The following is an 18,734-nucleotide window of genomic DNA, read 5'->3' on the forward strand; positions in this document are numbered from 1 at the left end:
GAAGTTGATACATGTCTATTCTCGTCAATAAAGACACCAAGATCCTCGTTCAGGGCCTGACCGGCAAGACCGGCACGTTCCATACCGAACAGGCGCTTGCCTATTACGGCACGCAGATGGTCGGCGGTATTCACCCGAAGAAGGGTGGCGAAACCTGGACCGGTTCCAAGGGCGAAAGCCTGCCGATCTTTGCGACCGTTGCCGAAGCCAAGGAACGCACCGGCGCTGACGCATCTGTCATCTACGTGCCGCCGGCAGGTGCCGCCGACGCGATCATCGAGGCGATCGACGCCGAAATCCCGTTCATCACCTGCATCACCGAGGGCATCCCGGTCATGGACATGGTGCGCGTCAAGGCCAAGCTCGACAAGTCGAAGTCGCGCCTGCTCGGTCCGAACTGCCCGGGTGTGCTCACGCCGGAAGAATGCAAGATCGGCATCATGCCGGGCTCGATCTTCCGCAAGGGTTCGGTCGGTATCGTTTCGCGCTCCGGCACGCTGACCTACGAAGCCGTTTTCCAGACGTCCAACGAAGGCCTCGGCCAGACGACGGCTGTCGGCATCGGTGGCGACCCGGTCAAGGGCACCGAATTCATCGACATGCTGGAAATGTTCCTCGCGGACGACGCCACGCAGTCGATCATCATGATCGGCGAAATTGGCGGCTCTGCTGAAGAGGACGCGGCCCAGTTCCTGATCGACGAAGCCAAACGAGGCCGCAAGAAGCCGATGGCAGGCTTCATCGCCGGTCGTACCGCTCCGAAGGGCCGCACCATGGGCCATGCCGGCGCTGTCGTTTCCGGCGGCAAGGGCGATGCGGAATCCAAGATCGCTGCCATGGAAGCAGCCGGCATCAAGGTATCGCCTTCGCCGGCACGCCTCGGCGCTACGCTGGTTGAAGTCCTCAAAGGCTGAAGCCACTTAGGGATCGCGTCCGGTGTCGAACCGGATGTGGCCTCAAAAATCCGGGAAGGCGGCTTTGTCGCCTTCCGCTTCGGCGCTTTCAGGCGCTGCCGCTCTTGGGAAAATCCTTGGGCGGACGACAAAAGACCCAAGCGGCGGCCGGCGCTTTGTTTTCCCCGGCCCTCAATTACGTGAGGAGGCGGGCGCGGCGCCCGCGGGACATCATGGCACGGCAAGAAGCCAACGAGCAGTTTCTCATCACTTCGTTCCTCGATGGCGCGAATGCTCCCTATATCGAGCAGCTTTACGCCCGTTACGAAGAAGACCCGAAATCGGTAAACGAGGAGTGGCAGGCCTTTTTCAAGGCGCTGGGCGATAGTTCGGAAGATGTGAAGAAGGCTGCCCAGGGCGCGTCCTGGAAGCGGGCAAACTGGCCGCAGGCCGCCAGCGGGGATCTCGTTTCGGCGCTTGATGGCAACTGGCCTGTGGTCATCGAAAAGGCGGTCGAAACCAAGGTCAAAGCCAAGGCCGAAGCGGCCGCTGCAGCGACCGGCCAGCCGGTCAATCCGTCCGATGTCAACCAGGCGACCCGCGACAGCGTGCGCGCCATCATGATGATCCGCGCCTACCGCATGCGTGGTCACCTGCATGCCAAGCTCGATCCGCTCGGCATCGCAAGCCCGGTCGAGGACTATAACGAATTGTCGCCGAAGTCCTACGGCTTCGAGGAAAGCGACTACGACCGCAAGATCTTCATCGATAACGTGCTTGGTCTGGAATACGCCAGCGTCCGCGAGATGATCGACATTCTCGAGCGCACCTATTGCTCGACCATCGGCGTCGAATTCATGCACATGTCCAACCCGGAGGAAAAGGGCTGGATACAGGAACGGATCGAAGGTCCGGACAAGGGCGTCGACTTCACGCCGGAAGGCAAGAAGGCGATCCTGTCCAAGCTGGTCGAAGCCGAAGGCTTTGAGCAGTTCATCGACGTCAAGTACAAGGGCACCAAGCGTTTCGGTCTCGACGGCGGTGAATCGCTGATCCCGGCGCTGGAGCAGATCATCAAGCGCGGCGGCCAGGAAGGTCTGCAGGAAGTCGTGCTCGGCATGGCTCACCGCGGCCGTCTGAACGTCTTGACCAACGTCATGCACAAGCCGCACCGCGCCGTGTTTCACGAGTTCAAGGGCGGTTCGTTCAAGCCGGACGAAGTCGAAGGTTCGGGCGACGTGAAGTACCATCTCGGTGCTTCCTCCGACCGGGAGTTCGACGGCAACAAGGTTCACCTGTCGCTGACGGCAAACCCGTCGCATCTGGAAATCGTCAACCCTGTCGTCATGGGCAAGGCCCGCGCCAAGCAGGACATGCTGACCAAGGTCTGGGACAAGGACAACATCATCCCGCTGTCGGAGCGTGCAAAGGTTCTGCCGCTGCTGCTGCACGGCGATGCGGCCTTTGCCGGTCAGGGCGTTGTTGCCGAAATCCTCGGCCTGTCGGGCCTGCGCGGTCACCGCGTTGCCGGCACGATGCACGTCATCATCAACAACCAGATCGGTTTCACCACCAATCCCGGTTTCTCGCGTTCGTCGCCCTATCCGTCCGACGTCGCCAAGATGATCGAAGCGCCGATCTTCCACGTCAATGGCGACGATCCGGAAGCGGTCGTCTACGCGGCCAAGATCGCCACCGAATACCGGATGAAGTTCCACAAGCCGGTCGTCATCGACATGTTCTGCTATCGCCGCTTCGGTCACAACGAAGGCGACGAGCCGGGCTTCACGCAGCCGAAGATGTACAAGGTCATCCGCGCCCACAAGGCCGTGGCCGAGCTCTATGCCGAGCGCCTGATCGGCGAAGGCGTGATCTCCGATGGCGATTTCCAGAAGATGAAGGCCGACTGGCGCGCGCATCTGGAAACCGAGTTCGAAGCAGGCCAGGCCTACAAGCCGAACAAGGCCGACTGGCTGGATGGCCAGTGGTCGGGCATGCGCTCGGCCGACAACGCCGACGAACAGCGTCGCGGCAAGACCGCCATGCCGATGAAGAGCCTCAAGGAAATCGGCCGCAAGCTGTCGACGATTCCCGAAGGCTTCAACGCTCACCGTACGATCAAGCGCTTCATGGAAAACCGGGCGCAGATGATCGAGACGGGCGAGGGCATCGACTGGGCGATGGCGGAAGCACTTGCCTTCGGTTCGCTTGCCGTCGAAGGCACGAAGATCCGCCTGTCGGGTCAGGATTGCGAACGCGGCACCTTCTCGCAGCGTCACTCGGTTCTTTACGATCAGGACAGCGAAGAACGTTATATCCCGCTTGCCAACCTGCAGGCCGGCCAGGGCAAATACGAAGTCATCAACTCGATGCTTTCGGAAGAGGCCGTTCTCGGGTTCGAATACGGTTACTCGCTGGCCCGCCCGAGCGCCTTGACACTCTGGGAAGCCCAGTTCGGCGACTTCGCCAACGGTGCGCAGGTCGTGTTCGACCAGTTCATCTCGTCAGGCGAACGCAAGTGGCTGCGCATGTCCGGTCTCGTCTGCCTTCTGCCGCATGGCTATGAAGGTCAGGGTCCGGAACATTCGTCCGCACGTCTCGAGCGCTTCCTTCAGCTTTGCGCCGAAGACAACATGCAGGTCGCAAACTGCACGACGCCGTCGAACTACTTCCACATCCTGCGCCGCCAGGTGAAGCGCGACTTCCGCAAGCCGCTGATCCTGATGACGCCGAAATCCCTGCTGCGTCACAAGCGCGCCACTTCGACGCTTGCCGAAATGGCCGGTGAGTCGTCCTTCCACCGCCTGCTGTGGGATGACGCCGAGGTTATCAAGGACGGCCCGATCAAGCTCCAGAAGGATGCCAAGATCCGCCGTGTGGTGATGTGCACCGGCAAGGTCTATTACGATCTGCTCGAAGAACGCGAAAAGCGCGGCATCGACGATGTCTACCTGTTGCGCGTCGAACAGCTCTATCCGTTCCCGGCCAAGGCTCTGATCAACGAGCTTTCCCGCTTCCGCCATGCCGAAATGGTCTGGTGCCAGGAAGAGCCGAAGAACATGGGCGCATGGTCCTTTATCGACCCCTATCTGGAATGGGTGCTGGCACATATCGACGCCAAGTATCAGCGCGTGCGCTATACCGGCCGTCCGGCCGCCGCCTCGCCGGCAACGGGCCTGATGTCGAAGCATCTGCAGCAGCTCGAAGCCTTCCTCGAAGACGCACTGGGCGGCTGATCTTATCAGCCTCCCGCCTTATCGCCCATTCAACGAACACCTGACAAAAACGGAAACAAGTCATGGCCACCGAAATCCGCGTTCCCACCCTCGGCGAATCCGTCAGCGAGGCGACCGTCGGCACCTGGTTCAAGAAGGTCGGCGACACCGTCAAGGCCGATGAGCCGCTGGTCGAACTCGAAACCGACAAGGTCACCGTCGAAGTGCCGGCCCCGGCATCCGGCGTGCTGACCGAGATCGTCGCCCAGAACGGCGAAACCGTTGGCCTCGACGCCCTGCTCGGCCAGATCGCCGAAGGCGCTGCCGGCTCTGCCTCCACTGCACCGGCTGCACAGCCGGCTGCCGCGGCTCCGGCGGCTGAACCTGCCGCTGCGGCGCCTGCTGCCCCGGCTCCGGCCGCACCGGCTTCCGCGTCCTCCATGCCGGCAGCACCCGCTGCCGCCAAGGTTGCCGCCGACAACAATATCTCGACTTCGGACATCGATGGTTCCGGCAAGCGTGGCCAGGTCCTGAAGGGCGATGTGCTTGCTGCCATCTCCAAGGGCACGTCTGCTCCGGCAGCATCGGCCGCTGCGCCGGCTGCACCGCGCCCGGTTTCTTCGGCTGACGATGCTTCGCGCGAAGAACGCGTAAAAATGACGCGTCTGCGCCAGACCATTGCCAAGCGCCTGAAAGATGCCCAGAACACCGCGGCCATGCTGACCACCTATAACGAGGTGGACATGTCGGCCGTGATGGACCTGCGCAACCGTTACAAGGACGTGTTCGAAAAGAAGCACGGCGTAAAGCTCGGCTTCATGGGCTTCTTCACCAAGGCCGTCACGCACGCGCTGAAGGAACTGCCGGCCGTCAACGCTGAAATCGACGGCACCGACATCATCTACAAGAACTACTGCCACGTCGGCATGGCCGTCGGCACCGACAAGGGCCTCGTTGTGCCGGTCATCCGTGACGCCGACCAGCGCTCGATCGCCGGCGTCGAAAAGGAACTCGGTCGTCTCGCCAAGGCAGCGCGCGACGGTTCGCTGTCCATGGCGGATATGCAGGGCGGCACGTTCACCATCACCAATGGTGGCGTCTACGGTTCGCTGATGTCTTCGCCGATCCTCAACGCGCCGCAGTCGGGCATTCTCGGCATGCACAAGATCCAGGAGCGTCCGGTTGCGATCGGCGGTCAGGTCGTCATCCGTCCGATGATGTATCTGGCGCTCTCCTACGATCACCGCATCGTCGACGGCAAGGAAGCGGTTACCTTCCTTGTGCGCGTCAAGGAAAGCCTGGAAGATCCGGAACGTCTGGTTCTCGATCTGTAATAGTCCGTTCGAAACCCGGAGAGCAAAATGGACGCCGCTTCAGCCCACGCAACATACCTGTTGACGCTGCTTTGCCTGAGCGTCGTCCTGCTCATCGTGCATATCCTCCTGCAGGGGAACTTCGCCACCAAGGAACGTGGGCGGGCATGGAATGCCGGTGCCCGCGATGGTGACAATGAACCCAAGGGCGTGCTGGCCGGACGTTCGGCCCGCGCCTCGAAAAACTACCAGGAAACTTATCCGGCCTTTATCGGCCTGCTGCTGGCCATGATCCTGACCGGCGACATGTCCGGCTGGGGCCTCACAGGCGGCACGGTCTGGCTGATTGCCCGTATCGTCTACATTCCCCTTTATCTCGCGGGCATTCCCTATGTCCGTTCGCTCGTCTGGCTGGTCAGCATCGTTGGTCTCGTGATCATGATGGTCGGTCTGTTCCTGTGACCGCCGGCAGCCCAATCAAAAGGATTTTCTGATGTCTTATGATGTTGTCGTCATCGGTTCCGGCCCCGGCGGTTATGTATGCGCGATCAAGGCGGCGCAGCTCGGGCTGAAGGTTGCGGTTGTCGAAAAGCGCGCCACCTATGGCGGCACCTGCCTCAATGTCGGCTGCATTCCCTCCAAGGCGCTGCTGCATGCGTCGGAAATGTTCCATCACGCTGCCTACGGCATGGATTCGCTCGGCATCGAAATCGCGGCGCCGGTGCTGAACCTCGAAAAGATGATGGGCCACAAGGACGCCACGGTGAAGGCGAATGTCGACGGCGTGTCCTTCCTGTTCAAGAAGAACAAGATCGACGGCTTTATCGGCACCGGCAAGATCGTTTCGGCCGGCAAGGTTTCCGTCACGGCTGAAGATGGCCAGGTGCAGGAACTGGAAACGAAGAACATCGTCATCGCCACCGGTTCCGACGTGGCCGGCATTCCGGGCGTCAATGTCGAGATCGACGAGAAGATCGTGGTTTCCTCCACGGGCGCAATCGCGCTCGAAAAGGTACCGCAGAACCTGATCGTTGTCGGCGGCGGCGTTATCGGTCTTGAGCTCGGTTCGGTCTGGATGCGTCTCGGCGCCAAGGTGACCGTGATCGAATATCTCGACAAGCTGCTCGGCGCGATGGATGCCGACGTGTCGAAGCAGTTCCAGCGCCTGATCGCCAAGCAGGGCATGGACATCCGCACCGAAGCCAAGGTGACCGCTGTCGAAAAGACGGAAACCGGCGCCAAGGTTACCTATGAACCGGTCAAGGGCGGCGAAGCGGTTGTTGTCGAAGCCGACGTCGTGCTGATCTCCACCGGACGCAAGCCCTACACTGAAGGCCTTGGCCTCGAAGGTGCAGGCGTCGCACTCGACAACCGTGGTCGCGTCGAGATCGACGCTGGGTTCAAGACCAATGTTGCCGGCATCTATGCGATCGGCGACGTGGTCAAGGGTCCGATGCTGGCCCACAAGGCCGAGGATGAAGGTGTAGCGCTCGCGGAAATTCTCGCCGGCCAGCATGGCCATGTGAACTATGACGTCATACCGGGCGTCGTCTACACCCAGCCGGAAGTGGCCTCCGTCGGCAAGACCGAGGAAGAGCTGAAGGCTGCAGGCGTCAACTACAAGGTCGGCAAGTTCCCGTTCACGGCCAATGGTCGCGCCCGCGCCATGCAGGTCACCGACGGTTTCGTGAAAATCCTGGCCGACAAGGACACCGACCGTGTGCTCGGCGGCCATATCGTCGGCTTCGGCGCCGGCGAGATGATCCACGAAATCGCCGTGCTGATGGAATTTGGCGGCTCGTCGGAAGATCTCGGCCGCACCTGCCATGCGCACCCGACCATGTCGGAGGCGGTCAAGGAAGCGGCGCTCGCCACTTTCGCCAAGCCGATCCATATGTGATCGGCATAACGCTCCAACGAAAAAGGCCGGCTCCCCGCGAAGCCGGCCTTTTTCGTTTTGTCGTCGTCAGCGGACGGCGTGCAGGTATTGGAAATGCCGGTCGTACTGGGCAAGAACGTCCTCGATCAGCTCGTCGCGGCCGAAATCCATCACGTCGTAATCCTGGCTGCCATCCGACAGGAACACTTCGGCGCGGTAGTATTTCTCTCCGGCCTTTCGATTGCTCTGGCTCTCGATGAAGCTGTAGCTCGGCATGTCGTATGGGCGCATGCGGATGCCGTAGGAGAATTCCTCCGCCGTGCCGGGCGAGACGACCAGTTTCAGCCGCTGATCGTTCTCCTCTACGGCAGCGTCGAGCGAGCGCTTGCGCAGTTCGGCGGCGACGTCCGCCAGCGCCGGGGTCGCCACCGTGGTCATGAAGGTCGAAACCTCCGCCTTGCGCGGATAGCTGATGATGCCGTGCAGTTGCCGCTGCCAGCTCACCGTCTTGCGCGGACGCAGGCTCTGCACCAAGGCGTTCTGGCGAACACCCTCACGCCGCAGTCCCTGCAGCAGACCCCAGCACATCAGCAGCATCACGAAGGCGAAGGGCAGGGCCCCGGCAATCGAAGCGGTCTGGAGTGCATCAAGACCGCCGGACGAAAGCAGGATCATGCCGATAAGCCCCGATACGATCGCCCAGAACACGCGGCGCAGCGCCGGCCCGTCGTCGCGTCCGCCGGAGGCCAGCGTATCGATCACCAATGCGGAGGAATCGGCGCTGGTCACGAAAAAGCAGACGATCAGCGCGATCGCCAGCCAGGACGCGTAGGTGCCCAGCGGAAACTGTTCCAGGAACGCAAACAGCGCCAGCGTCACGTCGCGGCCCACCGCTTCGGAGACAGCGGTGGTCGCGCCCGTAAGATGCATGGCCAAGGCCGTATCCCCGAATACCGTCATCCAGGCGAAGCTGAAGCCGGTCGGTACGAGAAGGACGCCGAGGACGAACTGCCGAATGGTGCGGCCCCGCGAAATGCGGGCGATGAACATGCCAACAAAAGGCGACCAGGCGATCCACCAGCCCCAGTAGAAAAGGGTCCAGTCTCCCAGCCACTGTCCCGGCTCCTCGTTCGGCGCATAAGCATACATGTAGAAGGTGCGCAGTACGAAATTATCGAGATAGGTGCCGAGATTCTGGACGAAGGCGCGCAGTAGAAAGGTTGTCGGTCCAAGGATGAGAACGAAGATCATGAGCGCGGCGGCCATGATCATGTTAAGGTTGGACAGAAACTTGACGCCCTTTTCCAGGCCGGTGGCAACAGAAATGGCAGCAATGCCGACAATGCCGACGATCAGGACCAGTTGCACCCCGAAATTGATCGGAACGCCGGCCACGTGGGAAAGCCCGGAATTGATCTGCAACACGCCCAGTCCAAGCGATGTCGCCACGCCGAAAATCGTGCCGATGATAGCGAATGTATCGACGGCGTTGCCGATCGGACCGTAGATGCGATCGCCGATGATCGGGTAGAGCGCCGAGCGCATGGTGAGCGGCAGGCCGTGGCGATAGGAGAAGTAGGCGAGTGAAAGGCCGATCAGGCCGTAAACGGCCCAGGCGTGCAGGCCCCAGTGGAAATAGCTTATTTCCATCGCCGTGCGCGCGGCCTGAACGGTAGCAGGATCACCGACCGGTGGCTTGGTGAAATGGTTGACCGGTTCGGCAACCCCGAAGAACACCAGGCCGATGCCCATGCCGGCGGCAAACAGCATCGAGAACCAGGCTGGATAACTGAAATCGGGCTCCGAATGGTTGGGACCAAGCTTGATGTTGCCGTAGCTGGATACGCCGAGATAGAGCATCACCATCAGGAAGATGGCGACGGCCAGAAGATAGAACCATCCGAGTTCGGTGATGATCCAGCTCTGGACGGCCGCAAATGCCGAAGCGGATGCTTCGGGCGCCAGCACGCCCGACAGAACGAAGACCAGCGTCAGGCCGGCCGACCAGAGAAACACGGGGCGATTGACCCCCTCGGTCAAACCCACTTTTCGATCAGCTTGCATTTCGTCTGTCTCTGGCATGTCACGTCCTTGTCCTTACCCGCTCGGGTCGGTCCATGTGGGCCGACCGCATGGCGGGATATGGAAGCACCCTCGGCGATGCCAAGGGTGCGGGTGCGTAACCGACAGGGGATCAGATTGCGGGCGTCACGGTGAAGCCCTGCTTGCGTAGCAATTCGATCAGGCCTTCCTGGCCGGGCAAATGAAGTGCGCCGACCGCCAGGAATAGCCCGCCTTCCTTCATGAGAGGCGCCGCCCGTTCCGCCATGACGTGATTGCGTCGGGTGACGATCATTTCTTCGAACGCGGCATAGCCGGCATCGGCTTGCGTGTCGTCTTCCGGGCTCAGCGCCCTTAGCATTGGAACGGTCACTCCGACATCGCCGGCAAGGTAGAGATCGGTCATCGTCGCGGTCACGTCGTCCATGCGCGCGCCCAGCGAGAGCGTGTCCTCCAGAGCCTTCACGTGCAGATCGAGCGGAAGTGCCGCCATTGCCGAAAGTTGCTCCTCCATCGTCTCCAGGCCCTTGACCGGCTTGCCGGCGGCGATGGCGTCGAGCGCGATCTTCTTGTCGAGGAAGGGGGTGCCGTCCTTTTTGCGCGCCAGTTCGCAGGCGGGTACGGCGATCATGCCTGAAATCATCCAGGGCTTGAAGCTCTGCACGGCCCCAAGTGGAATGCCGCGTTCTGTCAGCGCGGCTTCCAGCTTGGCCAGCTGATCGTCGGGCAACAGCGTCCTGATCGTGTTGCCGTCCGTGAACATCAGCAGGTCGGGCTTTGCCATCAGGCCCGCCATCGCCTTGGCCTCGTCGAGGATTTCGTCGGATTCGATCGCAATGGTCTTTGCGTTCTGAAGCGCCGGAGCGGCGCCTGCCGGCATCGCGAGCACCCGAGGATCCGTGACATGCATCGTGCCAAGGAGATAGGATGGGGCAACGCCCGGCTTTTCGATCCGCCAGAAGAGGCCTTTGCCGTTCGGTACCTTTTCCGCATCGCCCAGAACCTGGGCATAGCGCTGCGGATCCCGGCTTTTCATCTCTTCCAGCAGGTTGGCGCCCGTGCACGCGGTCGCTTGGGCGTCCTGCGCATCCTGCGCACGCGCGGGCGAGAGGGATGCCAGGACGGCCATGAACGAAACGATGACGATGACATGGATCGCTGCCAGCAGCCAGAGGGCGATATCGCTGGACGGGCGGGGCAAGGCGAAGGGATGGCCGGACGGGAAGCGCGCAAATTTCTTCATGCTTTCGATCTAGCGCTTCGACGTCGAAAAGCCCTTAACGGACATGGTTAACGCCGCCGATCCCTATCCGGTCGCATCACGCGCGCGGGTGGGCGCGGTCGTAGACGTCCAGCAGGCGGGCGGCATCGACGCCGGTATAGACCTGTGTGGTCGAGAGACTGGCATGTCCCAGCAATTCCTGGATGGTGCGCAGATCGCCGCCGCCGGCCAGAAGATGGGTGGCAAAGGAGTGACGCAAGGCATGCGGCGTCGCCGTTTCCGGCAGGCCGAGCGCGCCGCGCAGCTTTCGCATCTCGCCCTGGATGATTGCCTGCTGCAGTTTGCCGCCACGGGCGCCGCGAAACAGCGGCTCGTTGTCGGGCAGCTGATAGGGGCAGAGATGCCGATAGGTTTCCACGGCCTTAAGCGCTGCCGGTAGAAGCGGCACGACCCGTGTCTTGTTACCCTTGCCGGTGATGCGCAGCGCGGTCGTACCTGCCGCCAGTGCGGATGGGGTGAGGTCGAGCGCTTCGGAAATGCGCAGGCCGCAGGCGTAAAGCAGTGTCAGAACGGCGGCGTCACGCGCGGCGATCCATGGTTCCTCGTGCAGCTGCTGGTCCTGCGCGACAACGGCGATGGCCTGAATGTCGGAAAGCGGTTTCGGCAGTGATTTTGGTTGTTTCGGCGTGCGGATCGCCGAAGCGCCGGCGGCGTTGATCAGGCCGCGGCGTTCGAGATACCGGAGGAACGACCGGATGCCCGCCAGATGGCGACCAAGCGAGCGGTTGCCGGAACCGTCCCGGCGGCGTGCCGCCAGAAAGGCACGCAGATCCGCAGGGCGCAGCGTGTGAATATCCGCCAGCCGGGCAGGTTGAGCGAGATGGCCGGTGAGGAATTTGAGGAATTGCCGCGTGTCGCGCTCGTAAGCCGTGAGCGTATTGTCCGACAGCCGGCGCTCGCCCGACAGGCTTTCAAGCCATTCGCGACGCATTTCCAGAAGTTCGGGTGCCGCAATGATCAGGATGTCGTTCATCACAGACCTGTTGAATTCGCGTGTCAAAATCCCACATTGCCGATGGTTCCGTTACGAATTCCCTAAAGCAAGGCACAATGTCGTTTTGACATCGCGAGGGACTGCGATATACGGCAAGTGGTAATGGAGTTTGCATGACGCGCCGCGATAATTCGACCGCATTCGGTCACTTTGCCCAAACGATCGCGCTCGTCTCACAAGGTCGCCCCGGACATATCGTCGATACCCTGATTGCCGAACGCGGGAAGCGCATCGTCACGCACCCGCTATGGCCGCTGATGCGCCCCTTCCTGTATTCTCTGCTGCGTTATGACCGCGCCATCGGCTTTGCCAATGATGTCGCCAATCTGAGCGGTTTCGAATCCTTCGAATATATGAGCGATCTGCTGCATCTCGACGTGCAGGCCAGGCATACGGATCGCATTCCGGCTTCCGGCGGCTTTATCCTTGTCAGCAATCATCCGACCGGCATCGCCGATGGAGTGGCCGTCTTCGATCTCCTGAAACCGAAACGTCCGGATCTGATGGTGTTTGCCAATCGTGATGCGGTGCGGGTCAATCCGCGTTTTGCCGAAACGATCATTCCGGTCGAATGGCGCGAGGAGCACAAGAGCAAGCTGAAGACCCGCGAAACGCTGATCCTCACCAATCAGGCGGTCGAGGCGCAGAAGGTCATGGTCCTGTTTCCCTCCGGTCGTATCGCCTACTGGGAAAACGGCGGCCTGAACGAGCGGCCGTGGAAGACCTCCGCGGTCGGGCTTGCCCGCAAGTACAATCTGCCGATCCTGCCGATCCACATGACAGCACGCAATTCCGGCCTGTTCTACTGGTTCGCCAAATGGTCGACCGAGTTGCGCGACATGACTGTCTTTTACGAACTGCTCAACAAGAAGGGTAACCGTTTCGAGATGACCGTGGGTCACCTCATTCCGCCGGAAGCGCTGGAAGGTGACATCAACGAGGTGACGCAGGCGCTGGAGCGACACACGGTGCATCATCTGGCGCGGGATGCGGATACCCGCTTCGCCGCTCATGTTACCGGCAGCTCTGCGGCCGCGTGACGTTGCCGACCTCTCTGACCGTATCCGGCACTGGCCACAACAAGAACAAAGATCGGTAGAGGGTTCACTTTTGTTCTCTCTTTGGGCATGGTGCGCCACGCATGGGCACAGATAATTCCAGCCTTTTCGGTTCACTGTTTGAAGCACCACCGTTGAAGCGGGTGGTGCCCGTTCTCGTGCCGCTTCCGGTGCCCGGCCCTTACAGTTACGCGGTGCCGGAGGGCATGCATGTCGCGCCCGGTTCGGTCGTGCAGGTGCCGGTTGGGCCCAGACAGGTGATCGGAGTCGTCTGGGAGGGCGACAGTGGAGAAGGGCTCGACCCGAAGAAGCTGCGCCCGATCACACTTGCCTTCGATTGTCCGCCGCTTTCCCGGGAAATGCGGGATTTCGTCGATTGGGTGGCCGCCTATACGCTGTCGCCGCCGGGTCTGGTGGCGCGCATGGCGGTCAGGGCGCCCGCCGCTCTCGAGCCCGAGCCGATGGTCGAGGCGGTGCGGCATGTCGGCGGCCAGCCCGAGCGTCTTACACCTGCGCGCGTGCGCGTTCTCGATATCGTTCGCGAACAGGACATCCCATGGACCCGCAGCGGCCTGGCACATGCCGCCGGCGTTTCCATGAGCGTGATCGACGGGTTGACGGCACAGGGTATTTTCGAGACGGTTTTTCTTCCGCCCCCGCCCGTGGTTGCGATGCCGGAACCGGATTATACCGCCCCACGTATCGAGGGGGTCCAGAAGGATGCCGCCGCCGAGATCGTCGCCTCCATTCGGGAAGGCGGATTTTCCGCGTCGCTGATCGACGGCGTCACGGGCTCGGGCAAGACCGAGGTCTATTTCGAGGCCATTGCCGAAACGCTGCGGCGCGGCAAGCAGGTGCTCATCCTTCTGCCGGAAATCGCTCTCACGCCTGCGTTTCTGGAGCGCTTTCAGAACCGGTTCGGCGCCAAGCCGGGGGAATGGCATTCCGATCTTTCGCCGCGCATGCGCGAGAAGGTGTGGCGTGGCGTGGTGACAGGCGAGGTCCGTGTCGTGGCCGGCGCGCGCTCGGCGCTGTTTCTGCCCTTCGAAGAGCTGGGTCTCATCATCGTCGATGAGGAACACGATCCCGCCTACAAGCAGGAAGACCGCGTTTTCTACAACGCACGCGACATGGCGGTGGTGCGCGGCCGCATCGGCGATTTCCCGGTCGTGCTGGTGTCGGCGACGCCATCGGTGGAAAGCCAGGTCAATGGTCTGTCGGGCCGCTACAATCTGGTGCAGCTGCCGACGCGCTTCGGCGACGCGGCGCTGCCGGACCTGCACCTCATCGACATGCGCCGGCATGCGCCGGAGCGCGGTGGCTTTCTCTCACCGCTGCTGCTGCGCGCCATGGGGCGCACGATCGAGCGCAAGGAGCAGGCGCTACTGTTCCTCAATCGCCGCGGCTATGCGCCGCTGACACTGTGCCGGGTCTGCGGCCACCGCTTCCAATGCCCGCAATGTTCCAGCTGGCTGGTCGAGCACCGGTTTCGCAACCAGCTTCAATGCCATCAATGCGGCTATTCACAACACACGCCGGAGCACTGCCCCGATTGCGGCACGTTCGATCACCTTGTTGCCTGCGGGCCGGGCGTAGAGCGCATCGCCGAAGAGGTGGAAAGGCATTTTCCCGACGCTCGCACGATCGTCATGTCTTCCGACATTCTCGGTGGCGTCAAGCGCATGCGGCTGGAACTGGAGGCCATCGCCAATGGCGAGGCGGATATCGTCATCGGCACGCAGCTGGTTGCCAAGGGGCACAACTTTCCACTGATGACGCTGGTCGGCATCGTCGATGCGGACCTGGGTCTTGCCAACGGCGATCCGCGCGCCGCCGAACGCACGTTTCAGCTCCTCAGCCAGGTGACGGGCCGTGCCGGCCGTACCGGTTTGAAAAGCCACGGTCTGCTGCAGACCTATCAGCCGATGCATCCTGTCATGCAGGCGATCGTCTCGGGTGACGCTTCTGCGTTCTATGAGCGCGAAATCAGCGAACGGGAAAAGGCCATCCTGCCCCCATTCGGGCGCCTGGCCTCGATCATCGTATCCGCCGACACGCGTACTGACGCGGAAAGCCACGCACGGGGCCTTCGCGCGGCCGCACCTCAGGTCACCGGCATATCCGTGCTCGGCCCGGCCGAAGCGCCGCTTGCGCTCGTGCGGGGCCGGCACCGTTTCCGCCTGCTCGTGCATGGCCGTCGCAATTCCGACATGCAGGCCTTCCTGCGGGTCATGCTCAACGCGGGGCCGAAACAGCGCGGTTCCGTTCAGGTGCAGCTCGACGTCGATCCGCAGAGCTTTCTTTAACCATGACCGGTTAGCTGCTACACAACCCGATAACACGCCTGCCTGGAGCGTAAGCCCGATGGAACTCTATTTTCCGACCGAACTGCCTGAACAGATCGCCTTCATTGCTGGTGTGTTGACCATGCTTGTCGGCCTGTTGCTCCTCCTATCGCCGGCAACGGCCCTGCGGCTCGGCGGGTTTCAGGTTGGGCAGATCACGCCGGAAGGCTACGGCGCCACGCGCTCGACCGGTGGCCTCTATCTCGGCCTGCCGCTATGCGCGCTGCTGCTGGCGCAGGAATACTATTATTTCATGATCGGCGTGACGCTGGGTTTCGGCGCTCTTGGGAGGCTTTTGTCACTGCTCCTCGACCGTGGACTGGGCGGCCGCAACGTCGCGCTTTTCATGCTGCAGCTGCTGCTCGCGGCCGGGCCTCTCGCATATTCGCTCAGGTATTTCTAAGCGCTTCTCTCTGCCGGGATGACGGGCGGCAACCTGCGCTGCGGTGGAAAGCGCTTCAAAAACGCGCAAACCCGTCGTGCAGAGGGTGATTTGCGGCCCCGCGCGTGTTGCGAGTCTAAACGGCGTATGCTAGACGAACCCCGAATTAAAAAGAACGGCGGGGGGAGGTTCCCTGTTCGTCTCGTGAAAATGAAACGATTTCAAGCGTTTGCTTAGCTCCCTAAAAAGGGGCGCGGCGCTTGGATGACAATCAGGGAACTTGTGCCCGTGGCTGACACATCCCAGCGTGTTTCCGGCGTTGCCGAACGTTACGCATCCTCGCTCTTCGAGCTGGCTGTCGAGATGAATGCGATCGATCAGATCGCGGGCGATCTTGGCCGTTTTCAGGCGATGCTTGACGAGAGTGAAGATCTGCGTCGCCTGGTGGCAAGCCCGGTCTTTTCTTCCGGTGAGCAGGGCGCAGCCATTGCGGCGATCGCCCAGCAGGCTGCTTTCGGCCCCGTCGTCACGAATTTCCTCAAGGTCGTTGCCGGTAATCGCCGCCTGTTTGCAGTGCCGGGCATGATCCGTGCGTTCCGTGAAATTGCCGCTGAAAGCCGCGGCGAAATGGTTGCCGAGGTCACCTCGGCGCATGCGCTCACCGCAGCGCAGGAGACCGAACTTAAGACGGCGCTGAAGGGCGTCACTGGCAAGGATGTCACCATCAATGTGACTGTCGACCCGTCGCTTCTCGGCGGCCTGATCGTCAAGGTTGGTTCGCGCCAGATCGACACTTCCCTTCGCACCAAACTTTCCACCCTTAAGCTTGCACTGAAAGAGGTTGGCTGATGGACATCCGCGCCGCGGAAATTTCCGCAATTCTGAAAGATCAAATCAAGAATTTCGGCCAGGAAGCCGAAGTTTCCGAAGTCGGCCAGGTGCTTTCCGTCGGTGACGGTATTGCCCGCGTCTACGGTCTGGACAATGTTCAGGCCGGCGAAATGGTCGAGTTCCCCGGCGGCGTCCGCGGCATGGCCCTCAACCTCGAAGCCGACAATGTCGGCGTGGTTATCTTCGGTTCCGACCGTGCCATCAAGGAAGGCGACACCGTCAAGCGGACCGGCGCGATCGTCGACGTTCCGGTTGGTCCGGAACTGCTTGGCCGCGTCGTTGACGCGCTCGGCAACCCGATCGACGGCAAGGGCCCGATCAATGCGACCCGTCGCGCCCGCGTCGATGTCAAGGCTCCCGGCATCATTCCGCGCAAGTCGGTTCATGAGCCGATGTCGACCGGCCTCAAGGCTGTTGACGCGCTGATCCCGGTTGGCCGCGGCCAGCGCGAGCTCGTCATCGGCGACCGCCAGACCGGCAAGACCGCCATCATTCTCGACACGATCCTCAACCAGAAGGCCATTCACGACAACGGCCCGGACGGCGAAAAGCTGTTCTGCGTCTATGTCGCCATCGGCCAGAAGCGTTCGACCGTTGCCCAGTTCGTCAAGGTTCTGGAAGAGCGCGGCGCCCTGCAGTACTCGATCGTCGTTGCCGCCACGGCTTCCGACCCGGCTCCGATGCAGTATCTCGCACCGTTTGCCGGTTGCGCCATGGGCGAATACTTCCGTGACAACGGCCAGCACGCCCTGATCGGTTACGACGACCTTTCCAAGCAGGCTGTTGCCTATCGCCAGATGTCGCTTCTGCTGCGCCGCCCGCCGGGCCGCGAAGCTTACCCGGGCGACGTTTTCTACCTCCACTCCCGTCTGCTCGAGCGCGCCGCCAAGATGGGCGACGAAGCCGGTGCCGGTTCGTTGACGGCTCTGCCGGTCATCGAAACGCAGGGTAACGACGTTTCGGCCTTCATTCCGACCAACGTGATCTCGATCACCGACGGCCAGATCTTCCTTGAAACCGACCTGTTCTATCAGGGCATCCGTCCGGCCGTTAACGTCGGTCTGTCGGTTTCGCGCGTTGGTTCTGCCGCTCAGATCAAGGCCATGAAGCAGGTTGCCGGTTCGATCAAGGGCGAGCTTGCCCAGTATCGCGAAATGGCCGCGTTTGCCCAGTTCGGTTCCGACCTCGACGCCTCGACCCAGCGCCTGCTGAACCGTGGTGCCCGTCTGACGGAACTCCTGAAGCAGCCGCAGTTCTCGCCGCTCAAGACGGAAGAACAGGTTGCTGTGATCTTCGCAGGCGTCAACGGTTACCTCGACAAGATCGCGGTTTCCGACGTCGGCAAGTTCGAACAGGGTCTGCTGTCCTACATGCGTGGCGAAGGCAAGCCGGTTCTCGATGCGATCCGCAACGAGAAGCAGGTCTCCGACGACACCAAGGCAAAGCTGAAGGCTGCGCTCGACGCCTACGCCAAGTCTTTCGCCTGAAACCGGAACGAGCCCGAGGACCGATAACGGATGCCTTCACTTAAGGATCTGAAAAACCGGATCGCCTCCGTCAAGGCGACGCAGAAGATCACCAAGGCGATGAAAATGGTCGCCGCGGCAAAGCTGCGTCGCGCCCAGGAGGCTGCCGAAGCCGCACGCCCCTATGCGGAACGCATGGGCAAGGTTCTGGCCAGCCTTTCGGCTGCCAATGCCGGCAACGCGGAAGCACCTCTGCTTCTGTCGGGCACCGGCAAGGATCAGGTTCATCTTCTTGTGGTCGCCACCGGCGAGCGCGGACTGGCAGGGGGCTTCAACTCCTCCATCATCCGCCTTGCCCGCGATCACGCGCTGAAGCTGCTCAAGGAAGGCAAGACGGTCAAGATCCTGACGGTCGGCCGCAAGGGCAACGACATCCTGCGTCGTTCCTTCCGCGAGAACATCGTCGACTACATCACCTTCCGCGAAGTGAAGCAGCTCAGCTTCGTTCAGGCGGATGAGGTGGCGCAGAAGGTGCTGACCATGTTCAACGCCGGCGAGTTCGATATCGCCACGTTGTTCTATGCCCGGTTCCAGTCGGTCATCTCGCAGGTGGCGACGGCCCAACAGATCATTCCGGCCAAGTTCGATGAGGTCTCGGAAGGCGACAACGCGTCCGCAGCCCTTTACGAATACGAGCCGAGCGAGGAAGAGATCCTCGAAGACCTGCTGCCGAAGAACGTGGCAATGCAGATCTTCCGGGCGCTTCTGGAAAACAACGCTTCCTTCTACGGAGCGCAGATGTCCGCGATGGACAACGCGACCCGTAATGCTGGTGAGATGATCAACAAGCTGACCTTGTCCTACAACCGTCAGCGTCAGGCGCAGATCACCAAGGAACTCATCGAAATTATCTCCGGCGCGGAAGCGCTCTGACGTCCTTAGAAAGGGTAAGAAA

At 61.6% G+C, this 18,734-nt stretch carries 14 protein-coding genes; 11 read left to right on the forward strand and 3 right to left on the reverse strand.

Features of this window, described 5'->3' with window-relative positions; all coding sequences use genetic code 11:
• Window positions 1-11: 11 nt before the first annotated feature.
• The 5 genes from sucD (at window position 12) to lpdA (ending at window position 7,321) form a co-directional block, all read left to right on the forward strand.
• On the forward strand, window positions 12-914 hold the full coding sequence (sucD, locus tag ACQKKX_RS11270) for a succinate--CoA ligase subunit alpha (RefSeq protein ID WP_427570781.1): 903 nt from the start codon (window positions 12-14) through the stop codon (window positions 912-914).
• Between the two features lie 212 nt (window positions 915-1,126).
• Window positions 1,127-4,129, forward strand: a complete 3,003-nt coding sequence (locus ACQKKX_RS11275) for a 2-oxoglutarate dehydrogenase E1 component (RefSeq protein WP_427570782.1) — start codon at window positions 1,127-1,129, stop codon at window positions 4,127-4,129.
• A gap of 62 nt (window positions 4,130-4,191) precedes the next feature.
• Window positions 4,192-5,442, forward strand: coding sequence for a 2-oxoglutarate dehydrogenase complex dihydrolipoyllysine-residue succinyltransferase (odhB, locus tag ACQKKX_RS11280; protein WP_427570783.1), 1,251 nt, complete (start codon window positions 4,192-4,194; stop codon window positions 5,440-5,442).
• A 27-nt stretch (window positions 5,443-5,469) separates the two neighbouring features.
• The gene (locus ACQKKX_RS11285) at window positions 5,470-5,883 is read left to right on the forward strand and encodes an MAPEG family protein (RefSeq protein ID WP_427570784.1); all 414 of its coding nucleotides are present in this window, start codon (window positions 5,470-5,472) and stop codon (window positions 5,881-5,883) included.
• A gap of 31 nt (window positions 5,884-5,914) precedes the next feature.
• Window positions 5,915-7,321 (forward strand): dihydrolipoyl dehydrogenase, encoded by a 1,407-nt coding sequence (gene lpdA, locus ACQKKX_RS11290; RefSeq protein WP_427570785.1) that lies wholly within the window; start codon window positions 5,915-5,917, stop codon window positions 7,319-7,321.
• A 66-nt stretch (window positions 7,322-7,387) separates the two neighbouring features.
• On the opposite strand, the gene ACQKKX_RS11295 is transcribed toward lpdA, so the two are convergent.
• From ACQKKX_RS11295 to ACQKKX_RS11305, 3 genes are all read right to left on the reverse strand, one after another.
• Window positions 7,388-9,382 carry a BCCT family transporter gene (locus ACQKKX_RS11295; RefSeq protein ID WP_427570786.1) on the reverse strand — a complete coding sequence of 665 codons (1,995 nt, stop codon included), beginning with the start codon at window positions 9,380-9,382 and terminating at the stop codon, window positions 7,388-7,390.
• A 112-nt stretch (window positions 9,383-9,494) separates the two neighbouring features.
• Complete coding sequence (locus ACQKKX_RS11300; protein ID WP_427570787.1) at window positions 9,495-10,604, reverse strand: TraB/GumN family protein; 1,110 nt, start codon at window positions 10,602-10,604, stop codon at window positions 9,495-9,497.
• Window positions 10,605-10,680: 76 nt separating this feature from the next.
• A complete protein-coding gene (locus tag ACQKKX_RS11305) occupies window positions 10,681-11,616 on the reverse strand; it encodes a tyrosine recombinase XerC (RefSeq protein ID WP_427570788.1) in 936 nt (311 codons plus the stop codon).
• Window positions 11,617-11,750: 134 nt separating this feature from the next.
• Here ACQKKX_RS11305 and ACQKKX_RS11310 point away from each other — a divergent pair, with 134 nt between their 5' ends.
• The 6 genes from ACQKKX_RS11310 (at window position 11,751) to ACQKKX_RS11335 (ending at window position 18,712) form a co-directional block, all read left to right on the forward strand.
• Window positions 11,751-12,677, forward strand: a complete 927-nt coding sequence (locus ACQKKX_RS11310; RefSeq protein WP_427570789.1) for a GNAT family N-acetyltransferase — start codon at window positions 11,751-11,753, stop codon at window positions 12,675-12,677.
• Window positions 12,678-12,778: 101 nt separating this feature from the next.
• The gene (locus tag ACQKKX_RS11315) at window positions 12,779-15,001 is read left to right on the forward strand and encodes a primosomal protein N' (RefSeq protein WP_427570790.1); all 2,223 of its coding nucleotides are present in this window, start codon (window positions 12,779-12,781) and stop codon (window positions 14,999-15,001) included.
• A 58-nt stretch (window positions 15,002-15,059) separates the two neighbouring features.
• Window positions 15,060-15,443, forward strand: coding sequence for a DUF4345 domain-containing protein (locus ACQKKX_RS11320; protein ID WP_427570791.1), 384 nt, complete (start codon window positions 15,060-15,062; stop codon window positions 15,441-15,443).
• 261 nt (window positions 15,444-15,704) lie between these two features.
• On the forward strand, window positions 15,705-16,271 hold the full coding sequence (locus ACQKKX_RS11325) for a F0F1 ATP synthase subunit delta (protein WP_427570899.1): 567 nt from the start codon (window positions 15,705-15,707) through the stop codon (window positions 16,269-16,271).
• A complete protein-coding gene (gene atpA / locus ACQKKX_RS11330; protein ID WP_427570792.1) occupies window positions 16,271-17,800 on the forward strand; it encodes a F0F1 ATP synthase subunit alpha in 1,530 nt (509 codons plus the stop codon). Before ACQKKX_RS11325 ends, atpA begins: the two co-directional genes overlap by 1 nt.
• 30 nt (window positions 17,801-17,830) lie before the next feature.
• Entirely contained in the window at window positions 17,831-18,712 is an 882-nt protein-coding gene (locus ACQKKX_RS11335) for a F0F1 ATP synthase subunit gamma (protein WP_427570793.1), read from the forward strand.
• Window positions 18,713-18,734 lie beyond the last annotated feature (22 nt).

The organism is Neorhizobium sp. NPDC001467, from assembly GCF_050275975.1.
Lineage (GTDB): Bacteria > Pseudomonadota > Alphaproteobacteria > Rhizobiales > Rhizobiaceae > Neorhizobium.